This window comes from Dactylosporangium cerinum, from assembly GCF_042653625.1.
Taxonomy (GTDB): Bacteria; Actinomycetota; Actinomycetes; order Mycobacteriales; family Micromonosporaceae; genus Dactylosporangium; species Dactylosporangium cerinum.
The window spans coordinates 230784-254613 of the sequence record NZ_JBHSIU010000011.1; the positions used below are offsets into that span (position 1 = coordinate 230784).

The following is a 23830-nucleotide window of genomic DNA, read 5'->3' on the forward strand; positions in this document are numbered from 1 at the left end:
CGGCGGTCGCACCGCACTCGCGAGCAGACTGACGTGCATGTCGGCCAGGGTAGCCGCGGTGGCGATGTCCCGGCCGGCAGCACGGTGTGCTGATATCCGGCAGTGCCGCTCGTCCTCGCGATGTCGGATTGTCGCCGCGTCCGATGACGGCCCGCCGCACCGGTATCACGCTGCGGACATGACCGAATACTCCGACCTGTTCGACGAGCACGACCACCACACCGTCCTCGACAGCGTCCCGGGTGACGAGAGCACGACCATCGACCAGGACGTGCCCCACCTGCCGATCTACGAAGACCCGGACGTGCTCTACGACGACCGTGACGGTGACGGCGTCGCCGACACGATCTACCGCGACGTCGACCACGACGGCCGCATCGACGACGTCATCTACAACCCGACCGAGCCGGGCACCTTGCCGGTCATCCACACGGAGACCGGCGCCTTCGGCGAGGAGGTCGACGGCCTCGGCGACGCGATCGACCTCGACGGCGACGGTGACATGGACAAGGTCGTGATGGACCCGGTCGGCGGGCGCTCGCTGGTCCTCGTGGACACCGACGGCGACCACGACGCCGACCAGAAGTATCGCGTCAGCACCGAAATCCGGGACATCTGAACGTCCCCGCAGGAAACCACTAGGCCAGGCCGGTCTCGTACGCGGCGACGACGAGCTGGGCGCGGTCGTGCGCGCCGAGCTTCATCATCGCGCGGTTGACATGGGTCTTCACGGTGTGCGGACTGACGACGAGGTGCGCGGCGATCTCGTCGTTCGAGCGGCCGGTGGCGACGAGGGCGACGACCTCGCGCTCCCGTTCGGTCAGGCCGACGAGGCGCTCACGGTCAAAGGTGTGCGCCCGGTCCGGGCGGGCCAGGAACCGGGCGATCAGCCCACGCAACGCCGCCGGTGACAGCAGCGCGTCGCCCCGGTGGATCGTACGGATGGCGGCCAGCAGCTCGGCGGGTTCGGTGCTCTTGCCGAGAAAGCCACTGGCGCCGGCCCGCAGCGCCTGGAAGACGTAGTCGTCGATCTCGAACGTGGTCAGGATCAGCACCCGCTGGTGAGCGGGTCGCGGATCGGTGGTGATCATGCGAGTGGCGGCGAGGCCGTCGAGGCCGGGCATGCGGATGTCCATCAGCACCACGTCGGCCCGGGTGCTCCGCGCCAGCGCGACCGCCTCCCGCCCGTTGGACGCCTCCCCGACGACGGTGATGTCGGCCGCCGCGTCCACGAACACCCGGAACCCGCTGCGGATCAGCGGCTGATCGTCAGCCAGCAGGACCCGGATCGGTCCGCCGTCCCCGGCCGATTCCTCATCGCCGTCGCGGAAGCTCATCGCGCCGTCCTGGGCAGCACCGCGGTGACCCGGAAGCCGCCGCCGGGGTTGGGCCCGGCCCTGAGTGTGCCTCCCAGCGCCGCCACCCGCTCGCGCATCCCGATCAGCCCGAGCCCGCCCGGCGCCGGATCGTCGTCCTCGTCGGGCATCGGATCGTCGGCACCATGAGGCTCGCGCATCCCGATCAGCCCGAGCCCGCCGGGCACCGGGTCGTCGTCCCCGTCGGAGATCGGATCGTCGGCACCGCGGGGCTCGCGCATTCCCAGAAGCCCGAGCCCGCCCGGCGCCGGATCGCCGCCGCCGTCGGGCATCGGCATGTCGGCGCCGCGGTGTCCGCACGTCCCGATCAGCCCGAGCCCGCCCGGCGCCGGATCGTCGCCGCCGTCGGGCATCGGTTCGGCAGCGTGGGACTCGCGCATCCCGAGAGGCCCGAGCCCGCCCGGCGCCGGATCGCCGCCGCCGTCGGGCATCGGCATGTCGGCGCCGCGGTGTCCGCACGTCCCGACCAGCCCGAGCCCGTCGAGCACCGAACCGCCGCTGGCAGACACCGAATCGACGCCCGCATCGGCGTCTGGTCGCGCCGGCCCATGCGTTGCGTCCCGCGCCGGCCCATGCGCTGCGTCCCGCGCCGGTCCATGCGCTGCGTCCCGCACCGGCCCACGCACAGAGTCACGTACTAGCCCACGCGTCGACCCACGCAGCTGGTCAGGTGCCACGGCGGCGGAGTTGTCGACGACGATGTGTAACGCGTCGTCGCCGAAGTGCAGCGTCACACGGACAGGAACCGGGCCTGCGTGCTTCCGCACGTTCGTCAGTGCCTCCTGCACGACGCGATACGCCGTCAGGTCGACCGGCACCGTCACCGTGTGGTCGTCGCCCGACACCGACGCCTCCACCATCAGCCCCGAACGGCGGAACGTGGCGAGCAGGTCGGGCAGGCCGTCCAGCCCGGTCACCGGCTGGGTCGGGGTGAGCTGCTCGCCGGGGCGGCGGAGCAGGCCGATCGTGTCGCGCAGCTCGCCGAGGGCGGTCTGGCTCGCGTGCCGGACGTGGCCGAGTGCCTCCCGGGCACCGACCGGTGACGCGTCCAGCAGGTGCGCGGCCACGCCCGCCTGCACGTGGATCAGCGCCAGCTGATGGCCGACCACGTCGTGCAGGTCGCGGGCGATACGCAGCCGCTCGTCGGTGACCCGTCGGGCGGCCTCGACGTCGCGGTCGTGCTCGGCCTGCCGGGCTCGCGCCTCGACCTCGGCCAGATACTCACGGCGGCTGCGGGCGCCGTCGCCGGCCGCGACCGCGAGACCTCCCAACGCGGCCAGGGCGAGATTCTCCGCGCCGAGCCACGACGACGGCTTCACGAGCATGTGCAGCCCGGCGAACGCCAGGACCGCCAGCACTCCGATCGTCAGCGCGCGACGGCGGCTGCCGGACTCGGCAAGGGTGTAGAGCGCGATCAGCGGGGCGGCGAGGATGAGCACACCACCGTTGCCGTGGTGCACGACCAGATAGATCTCGGCGGCGACGGAGCTGACCAGGAACACGGTGAAGGGCGTGCGCCGCCGGGCGACGAGCGCGCCGCAGGCGACGGCGGCGGGCACGAGACCGGCCGCCGGCACGCCACGGGTCGTCACCAGCGCCACGACGCACACGACCGCGGCGATGGCGAGGTCGGTGACGAACGGGCGGCGCATGCAGACACCGTAGACCGGGCGTACGACAGAAAACGTCGTCCAGCCGCGGTATCCGACATCCCGCAGCGGGGCGACGACGCCGGCCCGGGAACCGGGCAGCCTGTGGCACATGACAGTCGGCGTCGACGTGCGAATACACGCACTCAGCAAACACTTCAAGCAGTTCAGAGCGGTTGACAACCTCACCTTCGACGTCCCGCCCGGGACGGTCACCGGGTTTCTGGGACCGAACGGATCGGGCAAGACCACGACATTGCGGATGCTGCTGGGCCTGGTCAGGCCGACCGCGGGCAGCGCGCTCATCGGCGGCCGCGCCTACGCCGACCTCCCCGACCCTCGGCGGACCGTCGGCGCGGTCCTGGAGACCGCCGGTTTCCATCCGGGCCGCCGTGGCCGCGACCACCTGCGGATCGTCGCGCAGGCCGCCAGGATCCCGCAGCGGCGGGTCGACGAGGTCCTCGGCGAGGTCGGCCTCGCCGACGCCGCGGACCGCCGGGTGGGCGGCTACTCCCTCGGCATGCGGCAACGGCTGGCCCTGGCGGGCGCCCTGCTCGGCGAGAGCGAAGGGCGGCCCCGGCTGCTGGTGCTCGACGAACCCAGCAACGGCCTCGACCCCGGCGGCATGGCCTGGCTCCGGGACCTGATCACCGCCCAGGCCGCCGCCGGCCACACCGTCGTGGTCTCCAGCCACGTGCTGGCCGAGGTGTCCCGGATCGCCGACCACATCGTCATCGTGCGCGACGGCCGGTTGCGCTACGCCGGTCCGGCCGCGGCGATGACGAAGACCCTTGAGGAGACGTTCACCGATGCTACGAGCTGAGCTCATGAAACTCACCACCACGAGAGCGCCATGGCTGCTCCTCGCCGCCGCCCAGCTCGTGGTGATCTTCGGGGTGAGCGGCGCCGACGACGCGGTGAAGGGCGTCGCGCATGTCGGTCTCACCAGCATGTTCCCGCTGATACTCGGCATCATGGCGGTCGCCGGGGAGTACCGGCATCAGACCGTCACCGACACGTACCTGACCACGCCGCACCGCTGGCGGGTCGTCGCCACCAAGCTCGTCGTGCACACCGGCGCCGGGCTGGGCTTCGGCCTCGTCGGCGCGGCGGTCGCGCTGGGCACCACCGCGGTGCTGCAACGCTTCGAGCTGACCGCCGAGATGACCCGGACCGTCGTCGGCGCCGTCTGCTGGAACACCGTGTTCGCCGCCATCGGCGTCGGGGTCGGCGCGGTGATCCGCAACCAGGTCGCCGCGATCGCCGCGGCACTTGCCTGGCTGGCGCTCATCGAGGGCGTCGTCGCGGAGCTCGTCGGCCGGGACGCCGCGCGATGGTTGCCGTTCACCGCTGGCGCCGCACTCGGCAACCTGCCCCTGGACGTCGATCTGTCCCAAGCGGCCGCAGCGTTGGTACTGACGAGCTACGCAACCGCACTCACCATCCTCGCGGTCGCCACGACCCTTCGCCGGGACGCGCTGCCCTAGAGCGTGCTCCACGCCACGGTCACAGCAGGCCGGCCATGTCCCAGACGCGGGTCGAGCTGTCCAGGCCGCCGGTGATGAGGCGCGTGCCGTCGGCGGTCACGGTCAGGCAGTAGGCGAAGGTGAACTCCGAGGTCGCCAGCAGCTGGTAGGTCGTCGCGTCCCACAGCCGCATCGTGTTGTCCGGATACGTGGTGGTCACGATCCCCGTGCCGTTCGGGCCGAACAGCACCTCTTTGACCTTCTCCTGGCCCGAGGCGACGGCCTTCAGCTCGGTGCCGGCGGCGACGTCCCAGACGCGGAACATTCCGTCGGAGCCGCCGGAGACCAGCCTCGCCGCGTCGGGGCTGAACGAGACGTCCCGTGCGCCGCCGGCATGTGCCTGCACGGTCCTGCTGAGGGCGCCGTTGGTGACGTTCCAGATCCAGACCTTGCCACTGTCCGCGGCGGCAGCGAGCAGCGTGCCGGATTTGTCGAAGGTGATGCCGCGCAGGCCGTCGCGATCGGTTCCGAGGGTCCGCCGCTCCTTGCGGGTGGCGACGTCCCAGAGCACCACGCCGCCGTCGGCGCGCCCGACGGCGAGCAGGGTGCCGTCGGGGCTGAACTTGACCGACGCGCCGGGCCCGGCGTACCCGCCGCCGATCCTGCCGATCTGGGCCTTCGACCCGACGTCCTTGACGGTGACGCCGCTCTCGGCGGCGAACGCCACGACCTGGCCGTTCGGGCTGAGCGCGACGGTGTCGACCGTCTGCAGGGCGTTCTTGGTGTCGTGCAGGACCACGCTGTCCGCCTTGCCCGGCTGGCGCAGCCGGACCGTGCCGTCGAGGCTGCTGGTGGCGTATGACGACCCGTCTGGCGTGACGCTGACCCCGGTCACGTAGCTGGCGTTGTCGTCGGTCGTCTCGAGCTGCCGGAACTCCGGGGTCCGCGGGGTCGGTGAGGTCGAACCGGTGGGGGAGGAGCCGCTGTTGTTCGGCGTGTCCCCACCGTTGCCGGCGCCGGGGAGATAGATGGCAGCCGCGATCACCGCCGCGAGCAGCACGACGGCGATCGCCATGCGCCGGCCCCGGCGGTTCGGTGGCTGCGGTGGCAGCGCAGGCGCATCGACCGGTTCCCGCACCGGCGCGACGGCCGCCGCCGGCACCGCAGCGACGGCTGGTTCCGCCGCAGGAGAGACCGCTGATTCCGCGGCTGGCTGCGGCACAGGAGAGGCGGTCGGCTCCGGTACAGGAGAGGCGGCTGGCTCCGGCATCGGGGAGCCGAGCGTCACGTCCGACGGCACGAGCTCCACCGACGGCTCCGCGACCGGGAGCCGGAGCGCCGGGTCCATCACCGGCAACGCCATCGACTCCAGAGCGGCGGCAACGCGCAGGCTGCCCTCGGCGACGACCAGCTCGGGCCGCTCCCGGACGACCGGCGCGACGCCCAGGGCCTGGTGCAGCAGCGTCGCCGCCAGGGGGATGCGGGACGACCCGCCCACCAGGAACACAGCTCGCTCCGGCGCGTCCCCGGCGGCACGGACGACGGCGCGGGTCGCGGTGACGGTGCGGTCCAGGATCGGCCGGGCGAGCTGCTCCAGCTGGTCCCGCCCGAGCGGCACGTCGGTGGCGAACAGCGGCACGTGGATGAGCGTCGAGGAGGTCCGCGACAGCATCTCCTTGCCGGTCCGCACGTCGTCCCACAGCATCCGGGCCAGCCGCCGGTCCTCGCCGGTGACCGGCTGCGCCAGCCTGGCCCACCGCGACGGATCCCGCGACGCGAAGACGGTCCCGAGATACGCGACGACGGCCGCGTCCACGTCGAGCCCGCCGGTGTCCTCAAGCCCCCGTTCGGCGAGCACCTCGAACCCGTCGGCGGTGCGGCGCACGACGGATGCGTCGAAGGTGCCGGCGCCGAAGTCGTACACCACCACCTGCGAACCGACGGCAAGCCCTGTGGCGAACGCGTGGGCGGCGGCGACGGGCTCCGCGACGAGCGTGACGGTCCCGAGCCCGGCGGCGGCAGCGGCCTCGGCCAGCAGTCCGCGGCGGGTCGTCCCCCACCCGGCCGGGCAGGTGACTGTCACGTCCTCGACCGCCTCACCGGCGACCCTGGACGCCTCCACGGCGACCCGCCGGAACACGGCCGCGACCAGGTCCACCGCGGCGACCTCGGCCCCGCCGAGCAGGACGATGCCCTCGTCGATGACCCGTTTCGGGTTGGGCTCGAACGCCTCCGGCAGCGCCCGCGCCGCGTGCAGCGCGTCCCGCCCGACCAGCAGCTCCCCGTCCGCGGTCCGGCACACCGCCGACGGCAGCAGCTCCGAGCCGTCGAACAGCAGTGGCCTGGCCGGCTCCCCGCCGGTGGCGAGCACCGCGACGGTGTTGAAGGTGCCGAAGTCGATGCCGAGCCGGGTGCCTGCCACCCCGGAACTATATGGGGTCAGAAATGCCCTCCGGTGAAGCTGCTCGGCCACGTGGTGACGTGCGGGCTCGACGTCCGGTAGGCCGGCAGGTCCTCGGGCGGCGGCCGGGGTCCGCGCGTCCCGACCGCGATGCGACGTCCTGGAAATGCTCATGCTGGTAGCGGTAGCGCGAAGCTTGGTGCCATCTGGGTCCTGCTGGTCGTACCCGGTCGAACTGCCCGGTGAGGAAGAGCACCGGGAGCACCGCCTGGTCGTCGTCCTCGGGCAGGTAGCCGGCATCGACCACGGCGGCGACGGCCTCGGGCTCGAGTTCGACCGCATCGGAAACCCCAGCGCGGCCTCGACCGGCTGGCGCCTCGATGCACGCGGTCGGCGGTGCCCGAGTCGACGGCATGAGGAATCGAAGGAGCGTCGACCACGAAACGACTCAGCACCGGAACCGGTGGCCGCCCGGCAGGTCCCGGTCGAGCTCGTGGTGTGCGACAGCACCGCACCACGAAGGGAGCACCGTGAGGTGCTCCCCTTGCCGACGTGATCAGGACGTGATCAGCACTTTGATACCGGCGCGGGCCGCCGCCGTCTGGAATGCGGCCGGCGACTCCAGCAGCGTGAAGCGGTGCGTGACGAGTGAGCCGACGTCGATCCGGCCACGCTGGACCAGGTCGATCGCGCGTGGGTACACGTCGTGCATCCGGCGGGACAGCGCCAGCGTCAAACCCTTGCGCCGGGCCGCTCCCGCGGGGAACGTGGTCTGGTCCTCGTCCGGGATCCCGACGAGCACGACCCTGCCCCCTGGACGGGCCGCCCGCACCGAGGTGCGCACGGCGTCGTCGTTGCCGGCCACCTCGAACACCACGTCGGTGTCGGCACCGTCGAGGACGTCCTCACCGGTGTCGAGCACCGCTTCGTCCGCGCCGTAGCGCCGCGCCGCCGCGACCCGGTGCTCCAAGCGGTCCACGGCAAGCACCCGGGCGGCTCCGGCGACCTGGGCCAGCTGCACGAGCAGCAGCCCGATCGGGCCGCAGCCGACGACCGCGACCGACCCGCCGAGGCGCAGATGCCCGAGGTCGAAGGCGTGGATCGCCACGCCCAGGGGCTCCAGCATCGCGCCGTCGGCGTCGGACAGGCCGTCGGGCAGCAGTTGCAACAATTCGGTCGGCCAGGCGATCCACTCCTGCAGCGCCCCGTCGACTTCGCCGTGCCCGGCGAAACGGACCTGCGGGCAGAGGTTGCCGTGCCCCTCGCGGCAGCGCTCACAGTGCGTGCACGGGATCGCCGGGTCGACCGCGACCCGCCGGCCGTGCAGCGGGCCGCCCTCCACGACGCCGGCGAACTCGTGCCCGGGGACGATCGGCCGCCGCAGTTGCGCGTCACCGATCCCGCCGTGGCTGAACCAATGCAGGTCCGAGCCGCAGATGCCGACCGCGGTGACCCGCACCAGGCTCATCCCGTCGCCGGGCACGGGCCGGGGCTCGGCGGCGCGCCGCAGGTCCCCGGCACCATGCAGCCGCATGGCCAACCCTTGACCGGTCATGCCGTCCCCTCCGCTGCGTTCCGGCGGCATCCCGACCTCCGGACTGAGCCCATGATGACTGCCCCTCCGCTGCGCTCGGGACCGGTCATGCGCCCATCATCCGGCCAGGGCGGTGCCGTGCGCGGGCAGGGTCACCGGCAGGTCGCTCGCCAGCGTGCCGATGTCCTGCCCGGTCCGCAGCACGACGGCCCGGGTGCCGGGCGGGTAGCCCAGCGAGCCCAGCGCGACCGACCCGGGTAGCGGCCCGTCACCGGTGGCGAAGGCCGCGAGGTAGCGGCTGCTCCCGTCGCCGTCGGCGGTCCACACCGCGGTGCTGTGCGGCCCCACCGCGGGCGTCGCGATCGGGAGACGGGCCTACGTCGCGGACAGCACCGTGCGCAGCCACGACTCCGACGTATTGACGTGCAGCAGCGCGCTGGCCTGGGCGAGCAGGGGATCCCGGGAGCGCAGCGCCAGATAGATCGCCTCGTGCTCGCTGAGCGTGACGTGCGCCGAGTTGCCTTCGATCAGCCCGCGCCACACCCTGGCCCGCAGGGTCTGGCCGGACAGGCCGTCGAGCAGGGAGGTCAGCGTCTCGTTGCCGGTGGCGGCGATGACGGTGCGGTGGAAGGCCGCGTCGTAGCCGATGAGCCGCTCCGCGTCGTCCTTGGCGGCCCGCATGTCCTCCAGGATCCGCCCGAGCCCGTCGAGCTCCGCGTCCGACATCCGCAGCGCGGCCACGCCGGTGGCGGCCGGCTCCAGCATCCGGCGGACCTCCATCACCTCCATGAGCGTGTCGTCGCGCAGCAGCTCGACCGCGACGCCCAGCCCTTCCAGCAGCAGCCGCGGCGCGAGGCTGGTGACGTAGGTGCCGTCGCCGCGCCGCACGTCCAGCACGCGGGCCGCCTCCAGCACCTTCACGGCCTCCCGGACGCCGCTGCGGGAGATCCCCATCTGCGTGGAGAGCTGGGCCTCGCTCGGCAGCCGCGAACCCGGCGGCAGCTCACCGAGCTGGATCATCGTGCGCAGCCGGGTGATGGCGTCGTCGGTCAGTGCCACTCAGGGCTCCTCATCTCAGGCGACAGACATCATATCTAACCAGCGGTGTTGCCGGTCCTATGGACACGTAGGGGGTGCTGGCCTATAAAGACATCAGATGTTTCCTGGGTTTGGAAGGACGTCATGGAGTACCGCCAACTCGGCACCACCGGCCTGCGGGTCTCGATGCTCGGCTACGCGTGGCCCAGCGGCCGGACGGAGAACAGCTGACATGCGCCGCTACGGATCCGTCATCCGCCTCCGGCCCGAGCGGCGCGAGGAGTACCTGCGCCTGCACGCCGAGGTGTGGCCCGGCGTCGAGGCGACGCTGCGGGCCGCGAACATCCGCAACTACACGATCTTCCTGCACGGCGACCTGCTGTTCGGCTACTACGAGTACATCGGCGACGACCACGACGCCGACCAGGCCCGCATCGCCGCCGACCCGACGACCCGGCAGTGGTGGGCATTGACCGACCCCTGTCAGGAGTCGGTTGCCGCCGACGACGGCGCATGGTGGGCCCCGATGCAGGAGGTCTGGCACCTCAGCGAGGAGAAGAGCACATGACCCGCAGCGCTCAATATCTCGGCGACCGCACCTTCGCGGTCGCCGGCACCGAACCCGTCCCGCCCGGTCCGGGCGAGGTCCGGGTGGATGTCGCGTACACCGGCATCTGCGGCACCGACCTGCACATCGCGCACGGCGCCATGGACCACCGGGTGAGCGTGCCGGCCGTCATCGGCCACGAGATGTCGGGCCGGATCGCCGAGCTCGGCCCGGACGTCGACGGCTGGGCCGTCGGTGACCACGTGACCGTGATGCCGCTGTCCTGGTGTGGGCAGTGCCCCGCCTGCCTGGCCGGGCACCGGCACATCTGCCACCGGCTGGTCTTCATCGGCATCGACGCTCCGGGGGCCATGCAGAACACGTGGACGGTCCCGGCCGCGGTGCTCGTGCGGCTCCCCGCGGACCTGCCACTGGACCGGGCGGCGCTGATCGAGCCGACCGCGGTCGCCGTGCACGACGTGCGCCGGTCCCGGCTGCGGGCCGGTGAGCACGCCGTGGTCGTCGGCGCCGGCCCGGTCGGACTGCTCATCGGCAAGGTCGCCCAGGCCGCCGGCGCCGAGGTGCTGGTCCTCGAACTGGACCCGCACCGCCGCGAGGTGGCGGCCGGACTCGGACTGTCCACCGTGGACCCGGGCGCGGTCGACCTGGTGCGGCACGTGCAGGACTGGACCGGCGGTGCGGGCGCGGCCGTCGCGTTCGAGGTCTCCGGCTCGGCCGGCGGCGTCCGCACGGCCTCCGACGTCCTGGCCGTCCGGGGCCGGCTCGTCGTCGTCGCCATCCACCCGAAGCCCCGCGAGGTCGACCTGCACCGGGTCTTCTGGCGCGAGCTGGAGCTCCTCGGCGTGCGGGTCTACGACCGCGCCGACTTCGAGGAGGCGGTCCGGCTGGTCGCCGCCGAGGAGGTCCCGGTCGACCGGCTGATCTCCCGCGTCTTCCCCCTGGAGGCCGCGACGGAGGCGTTCACCGCCCTGGAGAGTGGTGGCGTGGTCAAGGTGCTCATCGACTGTGGAGGCGACGCGTGAACCTGTTCGACCTGACCGGACGGACCGCCGTGGTCACCGGCTGCCGCCGCGGCATCGGCCTGGCGATGGCGGACGCCCTCGCCGCGGCCGGCGCCGACATCATCGGCGTCAGCGCCGCCCTCGAGGACGGCGGCAGCGAGGTCGCCCGGCGGGTCGAGGCGCACGGCCGGGCCTTCACCCCGCACCGGGTCGACCTCGCCGACCGGGCCGCGGTGGCCGCGTTCGCCGCCGCCCTGGGCCCGGTGGACATCCTGGTCAACAATGCCGGCACCATCCGCCGGGCACCGGCCGCCGAGCACAGCGACGCCGACTGGGACCTCGTCCTGGAGGTCGACCTCTCCGCGCAGTTCGTCCTGGCCCGTGAGGTCGGCCGGGGCATGCTCCAGCGCGGCCGGGGCCGGATCATCTTCACCGCGTCGATGCTGAGCTTCCAGGGCGGCGTCAACGTCCCCGGCTACGCCGCGGCCAAGTCCGGCATCGCCGGGCTGACCCGGGCCCTGGCCAACGAGTGGGCCGGCCGGGGCGTCAACGTCAACGCCATCGCCCCCGGATACATCGCCACCGACAACACCCAGGCGCTGCAGGACCAGCCCGAACGCAACAAGGCCATCCTGGACCGGATCCCGGCCGGCCGGTGGGGCCGCCCCGAGGACATCGCCGGGGCCACGGTGTTCCTGGCCTCCGACGCCGCCGCATACGTGCACGGCACGATCCTCGCGGTGGACGGCGGGTGGCTGGCCCGCTGACGCCGGGTGGCGCGGGACCTCAGCGGTCCCGCGCCACCGGTGGGGCTCACCTGTTGGGCCAGCCGTCGGAAGGAGAACGGGGCCCGCGTCGGCGTGAGCGACCTGGTACTGCGCGATCCCGGCTCCGAGGGCGGCTTCGCATGCACGGCGCGGACTTCAATTTCACCGTCCGCCTGTGGTCGCAGCAAGCGGTGGCCGGCGCCCGCCACACAGTCGGCCTCACCCCCGAGGACCGGCTGCACCTCGCGATCGACCACGCGCAACACGACATCGGCACCCGCCGCCTGCGGCCCGGGTGTCCTGCCGCAGCACCGGCCGGTGCCGCGACCCGCGCGGTTCGAGCTGCGATTCAGGTGGCGGCCGGCGGCGCCGCGACCGCCCTCGCGGCGCCGCCGGTTCTCCCGGAGGTTGCCTACTTGAACTTCGCCACGTTGTCCTTCGTCACCATCTCCGTGCCGGTGTCGACGGCCGGCTTGACCGTCTCGCCCTTCGCCGCCGCGACCGCCGTCTCGATGCCGAGCGAGCCCATCTTGGCCGGGAACTGCGCGACCGACGCGGCCTGCGTGCCGGACTCGATCGCCTTGATCTCGTCGGGCGAGGCGTCGAAGCCGACGACGACGGGCTTCTTGCCGGCCGCCTTGACCGCCTGCAGCGCGCCGGTGATCGGCGGGCCGCACGCGCCGTAGATGGCCGCGACGTCCGGGTTGGCGGTCAGGATGTCCTGGGCGGCGTTGAGCCCCTTGGTCTCGTCGCAGTCCGTCGCCGGTTCCGCGACGACCTTGGCCGCACCGGCCAGGCCCTCCTTCAGGCCCTTGACCCGGTCGTCCAGGGACGGGTTGCCGAGGCGGCCCTGCAGGATCGCGATGGTCGAGCCGGCCGGCAGCTGCTTGGCGAGCCACTGCCCGGCGAGCTTGCCGCCGGCGAGGTTGTCCGTGGCCACGACCGACGACTTGCCGGACCAGCCGGGGATGTCGTTGTCGATCAGCACCACCTTGATGCCGGCCTTCACCGCCTTGTCCAGCGCGCCCTGGACGTTGGGGCTGGTCGGGGTGATCGCGATCGCCTTCACGCCCTGCGTGATCATGTTCTCGATGATGGCGATCTCGCCCTCGTCGTCGGTGCCGCTCTTGCCCTGGCCGTAGACGACCTCGACGTCGGCGTGCGCCGCGTCGTACTGCTTCACCGCGTCGACCATCGTGTCGTAGAAGTCGACGGGGAACTTCGTGATCAGGCCGACCTTGATGGCGCCGCCGCCGGCCGCCTTGTCACTGCCGCCGCCGCTGTCGCCGCAGCCGGCGAGCGGTAAGGCCAGCGCCACCGCCAGTACGGCCGCCAGTCTCGGAACACGGTCCATGGGGTGTTCGTCCCTTCGCTGGGAATGGTGATGAGGGGGTTGTGCGGGTCGGGAGGGGTCAGACCCCGCCGACGATCAGCGAGACGATCTTCTGCTGGTTCTCCGGCGTCGGCCGCTCTTCGCCGACCTTGCGTCCCCGGCGCATGACGACCGCCCGGTCGGCGATCTCCATGACGTGGTCCATGGCGTGCGACACGACGATGACCGCGCGGCCCTCGCCGCGCAGCCGCAGGATGAGGTCGAGCACCCGGCGCGACTCGCGCAGCCCGAGTGCGGCCGTGGGCTCGTCGAGGATGACGATGCTCGACGCGAAGGCGGCGGCCCGGGCCACCGCGATGGCCTGGCGCTGCCCGCCGGACAGCAGCCCGACGCCGGCGCGCTGATCGGGGAGGCCTACCTGCAACCGGCTCAGGACCTCGGCGGTCGAGTCGGACATGGCGCGCCGGCGCAGCAGCCGCAGCCCGCGCGGCAGCCAGCGGGGTCCGGCGTCCTCCCGGCCCGCGTAGAAGTTCGCCGCCGGGTCGAGGTTGTCGAAGAGCGCCAGGTCCTGGTAAACGGTCTCGATCCCGGCGCCGCGGGCGTCGGCGGGGGAGCCGAGCGAGACGGCGGTGCCGTCGATCTCCACGGTCCCGGCGTCGAACTGGTGGACGCCGCTGACGCACTTGATGAGCGTCGACTTGCCGGCGCCGTTGTCGCCGAGCAGCGCGAGCACCTCGCCGTGGGCGACCTCGAGGTCGACCGCGTCGAGCGCCACGACCGCGCCGAACCGTTTCGTCGCCCCGGCGATCCGCAGGGCGGGCGGGGCGGTGCCGGCGATCATGCCGCGACCGCCTGCATCACCTGGAAGCGCCGTTCGAGGGCGCCGCGGATGACGTCGAGTTCGACGGCGATCAGGATGACCACGCCGATGACGATCGGCTGGATGAACGCGTCGACGTTGAGCAGGTTCATCGCGTTGCGGATGACACCGATCATCAGTGCGCCGACGAGCGCGTTGGCCACCGACCCGCGCCCGCCGAGGAAGCTGGCGCCGCCGATCACCACGGCGGCGATCGCGTCGAGCTCGGCCAGTTCGCCGAAGGTGGGTGAACCGGCGTTGAGCCGGCCGGCGGTGATGATCGCGGCGATGCCGGCCGCGAGGCCGCTCAGCACGTACACCGAGATGAGCACCCCGTTGACCGGGATCGCCGCGCGCCGGGCGCCGTCCGGGTTGCCGCCGACGGCGTAGATCCACCGTCCCCAGACGAGACGGGTGGTCAGCAGCAGCACGAGCAGGGCGAGCGCGGCGACGAGCAGGGTCGACCACGGCAGCCAGCCGATCGATGTGCCGCCGATGAGCTGGACGACGTCGGGCATCCCGCGGTGCGGTTGCCCACCGGCCAGCCAGAGCGCCAGGCCGTGGGCGACGCTCAGCGTGGCGAGGGTGACGATGAACGGGTGCGGCAGGCGCCCCCAGACCAGCGCGACACCGTTGACGGTGCCGACGGCGAGGCCGGTGCCGAGCATTGCGAGCACCACCAGCGTCGCTGACAGCACCGCCTCGAAGGTGAGCGCGCCGACCACCGCGGCGAGGGCGACCGTCGAACCGACCGAGAGGTCGATGCCACGGGTGACGATCACCAGCAGCTGGGCCATGGCGAGGATCGCGATGACCGCGGTCTGCGCGAGGACGTTGCCGAGGTTGCGGGTGGTGAAGAAGACCGGGGACAGCGCTGTGGCGGTCACGACGACCGCGACGAGCATCAGCAGTGGACCGGTGCGGATCAGCGCCAGCGCGAGCCGGGGGCCGCGGGCGCGGGTGGTGGGTGGTGGACCGGTCGCGGCGGTGTGCGGCCGCGCGGTGCTGAGCGCCATCGCCTCCTCCTTCGTCCTGGCGGGGAACGGGTGACTGGATTTGCAAAGAAGTGATGAGATGTTTTGATACGCCTGCGGTGAAGGCCGTCAAGATTGGTCGACAATCTCGCGTTGTAAACACCAATGAACCGGACATAAGGGCACGCTTAGTCTTGCATCAACGTGCTAGACATCAGATGAATGGCAACTTTTGACGCAAGGGGGCATCGTGATCGTTGACGCACACCACCACCTGTGGCGGCCCGAGCGCGGGTACACCTGGCTGGACGACCCGGCCCTGGCCGCGATCCGCCGGCCCTTCACACCGCAGGACCTGGGCGCCGAGCTGGCCGGCGCCGGGGTCCGGCACAGCGTCCTGGTGGAGGGCGGGCGGTGCCACGCCGACGAGGCGGCGGAGTATCTCGGCCACGCCGCCGACTCCCGGTCGATTGATGGCTCGACCGGCGGGCCGATCGCCGGGGTGGTGGCCTGGGCCGACGTCGCCGACCCGGACCTCGCCGCGACCCTGCGGGCCTACCGCGGGCTGCGCGGCGGGGAGTTCCTGGTCGGCGTCCGGTCGCAGGTGCAGGGCGAGGCGGACCCGGACTACCTGGACCGCCCGGACGTCCGTCGTGGCCTGGCTGCCGTCGCCGCGGCCGGGCTCGCCTTCGACCTGGTCGTGCGGGCCGACCAGCTGGCCGCCGCGGCCCGGGCCGCGCAGGCGGTGCCGGAGCTGCGGTTCGTGCTCGACCACCTGGGCAAGCCGCGCATCGACGCCGGCGAGCCGGGGCTGCGCGCATGGCTCGGGCCGTTCACCGAGCTCGCCGCGCAGCCGAACGTGACCTGCAAGCTCTCCGGCATGGTCACCGAGGCGGGTGCACAGTGGACGGTCGAGGACCTGCGGCCGTTCGTGGCCGCCGCCGTGGCGGCGTTCGGGGCGGACCGGCTGATGTTCGGCTCAGATTGGCCGGTGTGCCTGCTCGTCGCCGACTACGGCGGTGTCCTGGACGCGCTGCGGCAGGCGCTGCCGCCGCTGGACGCGGCCGGGTCCGCGGCGGTCTTCGGCGGCACGGCGGTGCGCACCTACGGCCTCGCCGTGCCGTCGTGAACTCCGCCGGCGCCATCCGCCGGCCCCATCCGCCGGCCTCAGCCGGCGGGTGGGGCGTCCGAGGACGTCGACAGGACGGTGCGCAGCCACGCCTCGGACGTGTTGACGTGCAGCAGCGCGCTCGCATGGGCCAGCAGCTGGTCGCGGGCGCACAGGGCCCGGTAGATCGCCTCGTGCTCGCTGAGTGTGATGTGGGCCGAGTTGCCCTCGATGAGTCCCCGCCAGACCCGGGCCCGCACCGTGCGGCTGGACAGGCCGTCGAGCAGCGAGGTGAGGGTCTCGTTGCCCGTGGCGGCGATGACGGTGCGGTGGAAGGCGGTGTCGTACTGGATGAGCAGCTCGGCGTCGTCGGCCGCCTCATGCATGTCGTCGAGGATCTTCTCCAGCTCGTCCAGGTCGCTGTCGCTCATCCGCAGCGCCGCGAGCCCGGTCGCGACCGGCTCGAGCATCCGCCGCACCTCCATCACCTCCAGCAGCGTGTCGTCGCGGAGCAGCTCGACGGCGAACCCGAGGCCTTCCAGCAGGAGCCGCGGCGCCAGGCTGGTGACGTAGGTGCCGTCGCCTCGGCGCACGTCCAGGACCCGGGCCGCCTCGAGGACCTTCACCGCCTCCCGCACCCCGCTGCGGGAGATGCCCATCTGCGCGGACAGCTGCTGCTCCGTGGGCAGGCGGGTGCCCGGCGGCAGCTCACCCGACTGGATCATGCTGCGGATCCTTGCGATGGCATCGTCGGTCAGTGCCACGGACTTCTCCCTCGAACCATTGCTGAGCCCGTCATGGTAGTCATCGTCGCCGGGGTGGGCGCGCAGTTGTGCACGGCCCGCCGCGACCGGCCAGGGTATTTCAAGCGTCTTTGACGGGTATTGACCCATTCATTGACGTCTGGCCTGCAACTACCAGTTCCCGGCGCTGTTCCGGGCCGGCGGCAACCGGGTCCTGCTCAGCGAGTCCGATGTGGACGGCCGGTGCTCCGCCGCCGAACTCGCCCACACCAACGGCAGCGCGGCCTACACCGTCTCCTCGCCGACGCCCAGATCGCCTTCACCGGCCCGTTCGCCACCTCCTGGCGGACGGCCGTCACCGGCGACCCCGGCGCCCCGGCGCCCTCACCAGGTCATCGCGGACGGTCGCCGCCGGCGCCGCGTTCGGCGTGACCGTGGTCGCCGGCTTCGCCGCCCATGCCTGCCCCGTCACCGCCGGCCGCACCACCTGCGACGTCTGACCCGTCCGGCCGTCGCTCGTCGGCGGCCGGCGTGCGGTCGTTCAACTGGCGCCAGGAAGGGAAGACGAACGGCGCGAGGGTGGTGACGAAGTACGCGCCGCCGAACACCCACAGCGCCGGGTACAGGCCCCACGCCTCGGTGAGGTAGCCGCCGGCCAGCGCGCCGAACGGCAGGCCGAGCCAGGCGGTCGAGCGGGCCACGCCCAACACCCGGGCCCGCAGGTCGGGCGGGATCCGCTCGTACATCACCGCGCTCATGACCGGGTTCAGCGTGCCGCTGAACACCTCGGCGACGATCCAGACGGCGAGGATCAGCGGCAGTGAGTCCGACAGCGCCAGGACGGCGAACCGCGGCACCCCGCTGATCACGTAGGACACGCTGAACATCGACCACCGGGGCAGCTTCGGGCCGAGCCAGGCGCCGAGCAGGCTGCCGAGCACCGCCGCGCCACCGGCGACCCCGCTGATCAGGCCGAGCACGGCGGGGGTGCCGACCTCGTCGCGGATCCACACCGGCAGCATCACCTCGGCGAGGCCCTGGTCGAGCAGGTTGGTGACGGCGACCATGGTCATCATGCCCAGGATCAGCCGGTGCCCGCGGACGAACCGCAGCCCTTCGCCGAGGTCGCGGAGGTAGCGGCGGACGCCCGTGCCCGCCACCGGGGCAGGCTCGGGGACCCGGATCCAGATCGTGGCGATGACCGCCGCCGCGGCGAACGTGCCCGCGTCGATGAGCACCACCGCCGGCGATCCGAACAGCGTCACCAGGACGCCCGCGAGCGGTGCGCCCAGGAGCAGCGCCGTGCGGTTGGCCCCGGCGTTGAGGCCGGCGGCCCGTTCCAGCGGGATCCCGCCGGCCTCGGCGGTCGTCGGCACCAGCGGGCCGTTGGCGCAGTCGGCGACGCCGCGGCACACCCCGACGATCACGACCAGACCGATGAGCACCGGCAGCGTCAGGACGTCCAGGGCGTGGCAGAGGGGGATCACCGCGATCGCGGTGGCGGCGGCCGCGTTGCCGCGGATGAACGAGCGGCGCAGGCCGAGCCGGTCGACCACCGGCCCGCCCAGCAGCTGCGTGGCGACGTAGGGCAGCAGTTGGGCGAAGACCACGACGCCGGTCTGCGCCGCGCTGCCGGTCGTCGTGAGCACCAGCCACGGGATGGCGATCGCCGACATCGAGGTGCCGGTCACGGACACCACATACGCGCTGATCAGCGCGATGAACGGGCCCCGGCGCGGCACGGCGTCAGGAGTGGGACAGCACGGTCGCGGCGGCGTGGGGCTCCCGCGTGGCGGTCGGTGTCACCCGCCGAGCTTAGTAGAACGGTCGTCCCACATCAATGAGAGTGGAGATCGAACGTTCGATCTGCAGACCCGGTTGCGGGTCAGCTGCGCGGCCCGTGCCAGCCGCGCACCTCCGCGTCGACCTCGCGCTGGTCGGCCGCCGCGTCCCGTCGGTCGGCGGCGCGTTCCCGCACGTCGGCGAGCCGCTCCCGCTCGTCGGCGAGCGCATGGCGGGCGGCGGCTGCCATGTCGCGCTGGTCGGCGATGTGCTCGCGTTCGGCGATGTCGGCGTCGCGACGCTCGGCGTCGCTGAGCCTGGACTCGAAGTCGATATCGCGCTGGTCGACGGCGGCGTCGAGCTCGTCGGCCAGCAGGTCGCGCTCGCGGGCGAGCTGCTCCCAGATCGCCACCCGCCGCTCGTGGCCGGCGATGTCAGCGGTGTCCTCACCGCGGCCCATACCCTTCATCGTGGGCCGGTTTCGGGGAGTAGCCCCAGCTCGGTGATCGTCCGGGTGAGCCAGGCGCGCTCCGCGTCGCGGGTGGCCCTGGCCACCTCGATCATGCCCTTGCGGAACGGGTCCGGCACATCGGCCGAGCTCAGCCGCCGGCCGCCCTGGGTGAAGAACGTGGCCGGCGCGTCCAGGAAGGCCAGCCGGCGCCGCAGCACCTCGGACTGGGCGGCCGGGGACGGCAGGTGGCGCAGGAAGGCCAGGATGGTGAAGTAGCGGTTCCGGTCGGTGATGTCGACCTCGGACGGCTCGCGCAGGCGCCGCTGCAGCTCCGCCTCGCCGGCCTCCGTCAGGGACAGCATCTGCCGCGGCGCGGCGGCGACGCCGGGCTCGACCCGGCGCTCCAGTTGGCCCGCCGCCTCCAGCCGGGCGATCGCCGGGTAGAGCGCGCCGTCGCTGACCGCCCGCACGTGGCCGGTCAGCGCCTTGATCCGCTCCTTGAGCTCGTAGCCGTGCAGCGGCTCCTCGTGCAGAAACCCCAGGATCGCCAGCGCGAGCATGCCCGGCCTCCCGTTCCTCGTTGCCGTCCGCGGGTCCACCCTATATCGTTTCGCGATACCTCGATTCGAGGTATTACGAAACGAGGTACGTCGTGGGTCATCTCCGTCCGCTGCTGCGGCTCGCCCTGCCGAACTACGTCGCCCTGCTCTCCGCGGTCGTGGCCGGCATCGTCGACGTGGCCTGGGTGGCCCGGCTCGGCCCCGCCGCGGTCGCCGCGGTCGCCGTCGCGACGAACGTCGAGAACGCCCTGCTCGGCGTGATCCTGCTGGTCAACGGCGGGGTCGTGGTGGTGCTCGCGGGCCGGATCGCGGCCGGGGACCGCGCCGGCGCGCGGGCCGCGATCGGTGCGGCCTGGCGGATCTTCGCGGTGTTGACGCCGGTCGTCGTGCTCGCCTGCTGGGCGTTGCGCCGCCCGCTCGCGGCCCTGTTCCTGCCCGAGCCCGGCGCGGCGGACCTGGCCGTGGAGTATTTCGCGGTGTCGCTGCCGGCCGTCGCGATCTTCTACGCCCAGCAGGTCGTCGACGGCATCTTCGCCGGGCAGGGCGACACCCGCACGCCGATGCGCCTGGCGCTGGTCGCCAACGTCCTGCTGGTGACGCTCGACCCCGTGGTGATCTACGGATTGGGTCCGGTGCCGGCGTGCGGCGTCGTGGGTGCCGCCGCCGCGACCGCCTTCGGGCGCGTGGTGGCGCTGGCGATCGGCCTGCTGCTCCTGCGCCGCCGTCGGGCGTTCCCCGAGCCGGCGGGGCCGGTCGGGCCTGCGGTGCGGGCACTGGTGTCGACCGGGGCGCCGATCGCCGGGGACTTCCTCGTGCGGATGGCGGGTGCCCTCGCGGTCGTCGCGCTGGTCGGCCGCTTCGGGGTGACGGCGGTGGCCGCGTACGGCATCGGCATGAAGGCGCTGTACTTCGCCACGATGGCCTTCTACGCGATCCGCAACGCGGCCACGATCCACACGCCCCACGTGCTCGGCTCCACCCCCGATGCCGAGGTGGAGCAACGGCGGCGGGCGATCGGGCGGCAGGTCCTGCGGCTCGCCCTCGGCGCCGGCGGGCTGGCGGGCGTGGTGTTCGCGGTGTCGGCGGCCCCGCTCATGCACCTCTTCACCGGCGACGCCCAGGTGATCGCCGCCGGCACGGTGTTCCTGCGCTGCGTCGGCGGCTACCTCGTGCCGATCGCCGGGGTGATCGCGCTCGGCGGCTTCCTCATGGCGTCCGGGCGGGGCGCGCGGCTGTTCGCGGTGACCGTCGTCGGGATCACCGCGCAGACCGTGCTCGGCTGGTCCCTCGCCACCGCGATCGGCCTGACCGGGGTCTGGCTGGCCATGGTGCTGAGCGCGCTGCTGCAGCTCGGGCTCGTGCTGCGCCTGGCCCGGCTGCGCCGCCCGGCGGTCAGGAGCGCTGCCAGCCGAGCGCCGGCGCCACCGAGTGGACCACGTCGTGCAGGATCTGCTCGTACTCGCTCCGGTTGAACTCGTACGGCAGCTCGAGGCGCAGCTCGTCGACCTCCTGCACGGCCGCGTCGGCGCGCAGGCGGTCCACGATCTCGGCGCTGGTGCCGATGACGTCCGGGGCGAACAGCGTGCGGCGTTCGCCGTGCGGCTTCAGGGTGCGTTCGCGGCGCGACTCGGCATAGGCGAGGTACCGCCGGCGGGTCGCGGGGTCGGCGCTGTCCAGGGGGACGACGACCCGGCCCACGGCGATCCGGGCCGGACGGCCGACGGCGGCGCGGTACTCGCGGATGTGCGCGAGCTGCGCGGCCACGAAGTCGTCGGTGCCCTCACCGGAGACGATGTTGCCGGCCAGGAAGTTGAGGCCGGCCGACGCCGCCCAGCGAACCGAGCGGAGACTGCCCCCGCCGTACCAGAGCCGGTCCACGAGCCCTTTGCTGTACGGCTGCAGGCGCGGGCGCTGGACGTTGCCGGGGGACTGGATGACCGTGTCGGGCCCGCCGATGAACTCGCCGCGCAGGTTGTCCCGCAGCCGGGCGATCCGGTGGTAGGACAGGTCGAACGAGCGCCAGTCGCCGTCGAACACGAGGTCGCCGATGAGGTCGGCGTGCGGTGGGGTGCCGGCGCTGAACCCGACCTGGAGCCGGCCCTGGGACAGCACGTCGGCCAGCGACAGGTCCTCGGCGAGCCGGAACGGGCTCTCGTAGCCGATCGGGATGACGGCGGTGCCGAGCTGCACGCGGCTGGTGCGCTGGCCGGCCGCGGCGAGGAACACGGCCGCGGACCCGACGCCGTGCTCGAGGTGCCGCTGGCGGATCCAGGCGCCGTCGAAGCCGAGCCGCTCGCCGTACTCGAACAGCTGCAGGGTCGCTTCCAGTCCCGCGTACGGGTCGTCGTCGGCGAAGTTGCCCGGCGTCAGGAAATGCAGGGTCCGGATGCTCACGCCGACCCCCAGCGGCCGTGGTGCACGACCTCCCCGATCGGGCGGCGGTCAGGCTTGACGATCGGGCGCAGCGGCCGGTCGGCCGGGTAGCCGACGCCGATCAGGTAGGAGATCGTGCGGCCCGGCGGCACGCCGAGGATCGCGCGCGCCTCGTCCTGGTCGCCCACCGACGAGTGGCCGGTGCCGATGCCGAGGTCGGCGGCGGCGAGCAGGATCGCGTAGGCGGCCTGGCCGAGGTCGAACTGGTCGACGAGCCGGGTGCGCTCGTCGTCGGCGTCGGGCACCACCAGGGCGATGGCGGCCGCCGCGCCGGCGATGTGCTGCGCGCCGCGCCACACCGTCGCCAGCCGTTGCAGCTGCTCCCGGTCGGTGACCACGACGAAGTCGCGGTGCTGCCGGTTGGACGCCGACGGCGCCCGCCACCCGGCCTCGACGATGCGGCCGAGATCCGCCTCCGGGATCGGATCCGGACCGTACTGCCGGACGTTGCGCCGCGCGGCAAGGGCCTCCCAGGTCTCCATGCCGGGAACAATAGCACTATAAACCGATCGTCTTACTAGGAGTTGACGCCTCGATGAGACCTCGGTCCGCAAGATCGTCCTGGCCCGGTAGCAATATTTAAGGCTTGACTTAATTAAGCCACCACTAATACGGTTCCCAGGTGTACGCGTTCAGTTCGACTCCGCCACCTCGCACGGCACCCCCGAGGTCAGGGAATTCTCCCGTCCGTAGCTGTCACGCCTGGGGACCCGCGATCCAGGCCGTCCGGGAAGCCGGCGACGACGACCTCGCCGCGGCCATCGCGTTCGCGGTGCAGCACGTCGCACCCGAGACCGCCGGCGGCCACTGATGACCACCCACGTCGCCTGGATCATGATCTTCGCCGGGCAGGGATCGCGCCCGGCCGGCGCCGCCTTCGCCACCGCGATGGCCCTCGCCCTGGCATGGGCATCGCTGCTCGCCGCGGATCTTCCCCCGATCGGTGACAGCATGAAACCGAGCGAAACCACCGGTGCGCAGCCGCGGTAGGTGTGCCGACGGGCCCGCAGACGGCGGAGCGGCGCGGGTGAACGCCGGGTGGCACCCGCTGCGCGAGCGATCCACGTGACAGGCAGGAGATTGAGGTGGCCGAGATGACGGTGGCCGAGGTGATGGCCGAGCTGGCCGGGCTCGATGACCCGAGGGTGCGCGAGGTGAACGAGAAGCACGGTGACGATCATGGTGTGAACCTCGGCAACCTGCGCGCGCTCGCGAAGCGGCTGAAGACGCAGCAGGACCTTGCCCGCCAGCTCTGGGAGACGGATGACACCGCGGCGAGACTGCTGGCGATCCTGGTCTGCCGCCCGAAGGCGTTCGGACGTGACGAGTTGAACGTCATGTTGCGTGCGGCGCGCACCCCCAAGGTGCACGACTGGCTCGTGAACTACGTGGTGAAGAAGAGCCCGCACGCCGAAGAGCTACGCCTGGCCTGGTTCACCGACGCGGATCCCGTGGTCGCGAGTGCCAGATGGGCACTGACCACCGAACGCGTGGCGAAAGGGCCCGAGGGGCTCGACCTCGCGGGACTGCTCGACGTCATCGAGGCGACGATGCGCGACGCCCCGGATCGGCTGCAGTGGGCGATGAACCACTGCCTGGCTCAGATCGGGATCGAGCACGCCGAGCACCGCACCCGTGCGATCGGCATCGGTGAGCGGTTGGAGGTACTCAAGGACTACCCGACCCCGCCGAACTGCACGTCGCCGTTCGCGCCCATCTGGATCACGGAGATGGTGCGCCGGCAGCACCACCAATAGGCCGGACCGACTGTCGCGACTATCTACAGT

25 protein-coding genes are annotated in these 23830 nt (G+C 72.5%); 10 read left to right on the forward strand and 15 right to left on the reverse strand.

Features of this window, described 5'->3' with window-relative positions; genetic code table 11:
* Positions 1 to 178 precede the first annotated feature (178 nt).
* Positions 179 to 619 carry a hypothetical protein gene (locus tag ACFPIJ_RS09945; protein WP_380114407.1) on the forward strand — a complete coding sequence of 147 codons (441 nt, stop codon included), beginning with the start codon at positions 179 to 181 and terminating at the stop codon, positions 617 to 619.
* A 19-nt stretch (positions 620 to 638) separates the two neighbouring features.
* Here the strand turns inward: ACFPIJ_RS09945 and ACFPIJ_RS09950 are convergent, their stop codons facing one another.
* Together ACFPIJ_RS09950 and ACFPIJ_RS09955 are read right to left on the reverse strand one after the other, a co-directional pair.
* On the reverse strand, positions 639 to 1337 hold the full coding sequence (locus ACFPIJ_RS09950) for a response regulator transcription factor (RefSeq protein ID WP_380114408.1): 699 nt from the start codon (positions 1335 to 1337) through the stop codon (positions 639 to 641).
* On the reverse strand, positions 1334 to 3028 hold the full coding sequence (locus ACFPIJ_RS09955; protein WP_380114409.1) for an ATP-binding protein: 1695 nt from the start codon (positions 3026 to 3028) through the stop codon (positions 1334 to 1336). Before ACFPIJ_RS09955 ends, ACFPIJ_RS09950 begins: the two co-directional genes overlap by 4 nt.
* A gap of 109 nt (positions 3029 to 3137) precedes the next feature.
* On the opposite strand from ACFPIJ_RS09955, the gene ACFPIJ_RS09960 reads away from it, so the two are divergent.
* Both ACFPIJ_RS09960 and ACFPIJ_RS09965 read left to right on the forward strand, forming a co-directional pair.
* On the forward strand, positions 3138 to 3848 hold the full coding sequence (locus ACFPIJ_RS09960; RefSeq protein ID WP_380114410.1) for an ABC transporter ATP-binding protein: 711 nt from the start codon (positions 3138 to 3140) through the stop codon (positions 3846 to 3848).
* Positions 3849 to 3852: 4 nt separating this feature from the next.
* Entirely contained in the window at positions 3853 to 4512 is a 660-nt protein-coding gene (locus ACFPIJ_RS09965) for an ABC transporter permease subunit (protein WP_380114411.1), read from the forward strand.
* Between the two features lie 19 nt (positions 4513 to 4531).
* Here ACFPIJ_RS09965 and ACFPIJ_RS09970 read toward each other — a convergent pair whose 3' ends face one another.
* From ACFPIJ_RS09970 to ACFPIJ_RS09985, 4 genes are all read right to left on the reverse strand, one after another.
* Complete coding sequence (locus ACFPIJ_RS09970) at positions 4532 to 6913, reverse strand: Hsp70 family protein (RefSeq protein ID WP_380114412.1); 2382 nt, start codon at positions 6911 to 6913, stop codon at positions 4532 to 4534.
* Positions 6914 to 7448: 535 nt separating this feature from the next.
* Positions 7449 to 8426: a zinc-binding dehydrogenase gene (locus tag ACFPIJ_RS09975; protein WP_380114413.1), complete on the reverse strand. Its 978-nt coding sequence runs from the start codon at positions 8424 to 8426 to the stop codon at positions 7449 to 7451.
* A gap of 117 nt (positions 8427 to 8543) precedes the next feature.
* Positions 8544 to 8753, reverse strand: coding sequence for a hypothetical protein (locus tag ACFPIJ_RS09980; RefSeq protein ID WP_380114414.1), 210 nt, complete (start codon positions 8751 to 8753; stop codon positions 8544 to 8546).
* Between the two features lie 48 nt (positions 8754 to 8801).
* Entirely contained in the window at positions 8802 to 9485 is a 684-nt protein-coding gene (locus ACFPIJ_RS09985; protein ID WP_380114415.1) for a FadR/GntR family transcriptional regulator, read from the reverse strand.
* Between the two features lie 211 nt (positions 9486 to 9696).
* On the opposite strand from ACFPIJ_RS09985, the gene ACFPIJ_RS09990 reads away from it, so the two are divergent.
* Genes ACFPIJ_RS09990 through ACFPIJ_RS10000 form a run of 3 tightly spaced genes read left to right on the forward strand, consistent with a single transcriptional unit; the run spans position 9697 to position 11800 of the window.
* The gene (locus ACFPIJ_RS09990; RefSeq protein ID WP_380114416.1) at positions 9697 to 10032 is read left to right on the forward strand and encodes an L-rhamnose mutarotase; all 336 of its coding nucleotides are present in this window, start codon (positions 9697 to 9699) and stop codon (positions 10030 to 10032) included.
* Entirely contained in the window at positions 10029 to 11054 is a 1026-nt protein-coding gene (locus ACFPIJ_RS09995; protein WP_380114417.1) for a zinc-dependent alcohol dehydrogenase, read from the forward strand. Before ACFPIJ_RS09990 ends, ACFPIJ_RS09995 begins: the two co-directional genes overlap by 4 nt.
* Positions 11051 to 11800, forward strand: a complete 750-nt coding sequence (locus ACFPIJ_RS10000) for an SDR family oxidoreductase (protein WP_203848803.1) — start codon at positions 11051 to 11053, stop codon at positions 11798 to 11800. Before ACFPIJ_RS09995 ends, ACFPIJ_RS10000 begins: the two co-directional genes overlap by 4 nt.
* Before the next feature lie 412 nt (positions 11801 to 12212).
* Here the strand turns inward: ACFPIJ_RS10000 and ACFPIJ_RS10005 are convergent, their stop codons facing one another.
* The 3 genes from ACFPIJ_RS10005 to ACFPIJ_RS10015 are packed head-to-tail and all read right to left on the reverse strand — an operon-like array spanning position 12213 to position 15008.
* Positions 12213 to 13154: a sugar ABC transporter substrate-binding protein gene (locus tag ACFPIJ_RS10005; protein WP_380114418.1), complete on the reverse strand. Its 942-nt coding sequence runs from the start codon at positions 13152 to 13154 to the stop codon at positions 12213 to 12215.
* A gap of 58 nt (positions 13155 to 13212) precedes the next feature.
* The gene (locus tag ACFPIJ_RS10010) at positions 13213 to 13974 is read right to left on the reverse strand and encodes an ATP-binding cassette domain-containing protein (protein ID WP_380114420.1); all 762 of its coding nucleotides are present in this window, start codon (positions 13972 to 13974) and stop codon (positions 13213 to 13215) included.
* Positions 13971 to 15008 carry an ABC transporter permease gene (locus tag ACFPIJ_RS10015; RefSeq protein ID WP_380114421.1) on the reverse strand — a complete coding sequence of 346 codons (1038 nt, stop codon included), beginning with the start codon at positions 15006 to 15008 and terminating at the stop codon, positions 13971 to 13973. The genes ACFPIJ_RS10010 and ACFPIJ_RS10015 overlap by 4 nt, the downstream gene beginning before the upstream one ends.
* 208 nt (positions 15009 to 15216) lie before the next feature.
* Here ACFPIJ_RS10015 and ACFPIJ_RS10020 point away from each other — a divergent pair, with 208 nt between their 5' ends.
* Positions 15217 to 16095 carry an amidohydrolase family protein gene (locus ACFPIJ_RS10020; RefSeq protein ID WP_380114422.1) on the forward strand — a complete coding sequence of 293 codons (879 nt, stop codon included), beginning with the start codon at positions 15217 to 15219 and terminating at the stop codon, positions 16093 to 16095.
* Positions 16096 to 16133: 38 nt separating this feature from the next.
* Here ACFPIJ_RS10020 and ACFPIJ_RS10025 read toward each other — a convergent pair whose 3' ends face one another.
* The 4 genes from ACFPIJ_RS10025 to ACFPIJ_RS10040 all read right to left on the reverse strand — a co-directional run bounded on the left by ACFPIJ_RS10025 (position 16134) and on the right by ACFPIJ_RS10040 (position 19610).
* Positions 16134 to 16838: a FadR/GntR family transcriptional regulator gene (locus ACFPIJ_RS10025; RefSeq protein ID WP_380114423.1), complete on the reverse strand. Its 705-nt coding sequence runs from the start codon at positions 16836 to 16838 to the stop codon at positions 16134 to 16136.
* A gap of 371 nt (positions 16839 to 17209) precedes the next feature.
* A complete protein-coding gene (locus ACFPIJ_RS10030; protein ID WP_380114424.1) occupies positions 17210 to 18559 on the reverse strand; it encodes an MFS transporter in 1350 nt (449 codons plus the stop codon).
* A gap of 143 nt (positions 18560 to 18702) precedes the next feature.
* Complete coding sequence (locus tag ACFPIJ_RS10035; protein ID WP_380114425.1) at positions 18703 to 19059, reverse strand: hypothetical protein; 357 nt, start codon at positions 19057 to 19059, stop codon at positions 18703 to 18705.
* 5 nt (positions 19060 to 19064) lie between these two features.
* Positions 19065 to 19610 carry a PadR family transcriptional regulator gene (locus ACFPIJ_RS10040; RefSeq protein WP_380114426.1) on the reverse strand — a complete coding sequence of 182 codons (546 nt, stop codon included), beginning with the start codon at positions 19608 to 19610 and terminating at the stop codon, positions 19065 to 19067.
* Between the two features lie 92 nt (positions 19611 to 19702).
* Between ACFPIJ_RS10040 and ACFPIJ_RS10045 the strand changes: the two genes are divergently transcribed.
* Positions 19703 to 21082 (forward strand): MATE family efflux transporter, encoded by a 1380-nt coding sequence (locus ACFPIJ_RS10045; RefSeq protein WP_380114427.1) that lies wholly within the window; start codon positions 19703 to 19705, stop codon positions 21080 to 21082.
* On the opposite strand, the gene ACFPIJ_RS10050 is transcribed toward ACFPIJ_RS10045, so the two are convergent.
* The gene (locus ACFPIJ_RS10050; protein ID WP_380114428.1) at positions 21003 to 22004 is read right to left on the reverse strand and encodes an LLM class flavin-dependent oxidoreductase; all 1002 of its coding nucleotides are present in this window, start codon (positions 22002 to 22004) and stop codon (positions 21003 to 21005) included. The two genes, ACFPIJ_RS10045 and ACFPIJ_RS10050, sit on opposite strands and share 80 nt — an antisense overlap.
* Positions 22001 to 22525: a nitroreductase family protein gene (locus tag ACFPIJ_RS10055; protein ID WP_380114429.1), complete on the reverse strand. Its 525-nt coding sequence runs from the start codon at positions 22523 to 22525 to the stop codon at positions 22001 to 22003. Before ACFPIJ_RS10055 ends, ACFPIJ_RS10050 begins: the two co-directional genes overlap by 4 nt.
* Before the next feature lie 328 nt (positions 22526 to 22853).
* Between ACFPIJ_RS10055 and ACFPIJ_RS10060 the strand changes: the two genes are divergently transcribed.
* Together ACFPIJ_RS10060 and ACFPIJ_RS10065 are read left to right on the forward strand one after the other, a co-directional pair.
* Positions 22854 to 23033, forward strand: coding sequence for a hypothetical protein (locus tag ACFPIJ_RS10060; RefSeq protein ID WP_380114430.1), 180 nt, complete (start codon positions 22854 to 22856; stop codon positions 23031 to 23033).
* Between the two features lie 95 nt (positions 23034 to 23128).
* Positions 23129 to 23800 carry a DNA alkylation repair protein gene (locus tag ACFPIJ_RS10065; protein ID WP_380114431.1) on the forward strand — a complete coding sequence of 224 codons (672 nt, stop codon included), beginning with the start codon at positions 23129 to 23131 and terminating at the stop codon, positions 23798 to 23800.
* Positions 23801 to 23830: the final 30 nt, after the last annotated feature.

What these genes read in the sequence shown, in the direction of transcription:
- ACFPIJ_RS09945 (WP_380114407.1), top strand. Translation starts at nt 179, where the DNA reads ATGACCGAATACTCCGACCTGTTCGACGAGCACGACCACCACACCGTC.
- ACFPIJ_RS09950 (WP_380114408.1), bottom strand. Translation starts at nt 1,337, where the DNA reads ATGAGCTTCCGCGACGGCGATGAGGAATCGGCCGGGGACGGCGGACCG.
- ACFPIJ_RS09955 (WP_380114409.1), bottom strand. Translation starts at nt 3,028, where the DNA reads ATGCGCCGCCCGTTCGTCACCGACCTCGCCATCGCCGCGGTCGTGTGC.
- ACFPIJ_RS09960 (WP_380114410.1), top strand. Translation starts at nt 3,138, where the DNA reads ATGACAGTCGGCGTCGACGTGCGAATACACGCACTCAGCAAACACTTC.
- ACFPIJ_RS09965 (WP_380114411.1), top strand. Translation starts at nt 3,853, where the DNA reads ATGAAACTCACCACCACGAGAGCGCCATGGCTGCTCCTCGCCGCCGCC.
- ACFPIJ_RS09975 (WP_380114413.1), bottom strand. Translation starts at nt 8,426, where the DNA reads ATGCGGCTGCATGGTGCCGGGGACCTGCGGCGCGCCGCCGAGCCCCGG.
- ACFPIJ_RS09990 (WP_380114416.1), top strand. Translation starts at nt 9,697, where the DNA reads ATGCGCCGCTACGGATCCGTCATCCGCCTCCGGCCCGAGCGGCGCGAG.
- ACFPIJ_RS09995 (WP_380114417.1), top strand. Translation starts at nt 10,029, where the DNA reads ATGACCCGCAGCGCTCAATATCTCGGCGACCGCACCTTCGCGGTCGCC.
- ACFPIJ_RS10005 (WP_380114418.1), bottom strand. Translation starts at nt 13,154, where the DNA reads ATGGACCGTGTTCCGAGACTGGCGGCCGTACTGGCGGTGGCGCTGGCC.
- ACFPIJ_RS10010 (WP_380114420.1), bottom strand. Translation starts at nt 13,974, where the DNA reads ATGATCGCCGGCACCGCCCCGCCCGCCCTGCGGATCGCCGGGGCGACG.
- ACFPIJ_RS10015 (WP_380114421.1), bottom strand. Translation starts at nt 15,008, where the DNA reads ATGGCGCTCAGCACCGCGCGGCCGCACACCGCCGCGACCGGTCCACCA.
- ACFPIJ_RS10035 (WP_380114425.1), bottom strand. Translation starts at nt 19,059, where the DNA reads ATGGGCCGCGGTGAGGACACCGCTGACATCGCCGGCCACGAGCGGCGG.
- ACFPIJ_RS10040 (WP_380114426.1), bottom strand. Translation starts at nt 19,610, where the DNA reads ATGCTCGCGCTGGCGATCCTGGGGTTTCTGCACGAGGAGCCGCTGCAC.
- ACFPIJ_RS10055 (WP_380114429.1), bottom strand. Translation starts at nt 22,525, where the DNA reads ATGGAGACCTGGGAGGCCCTTGCCGCGCGGCGCAACGTCCGGCAGTAC.
- ACFPIJ_RS10060 (WP_380114430.1), top strand. Translation starts at nt 22,854, where the DNA reads ATGACCACCCACGTCGCCTGGATCATGATCTTCGCCGGGCAGGGATCG.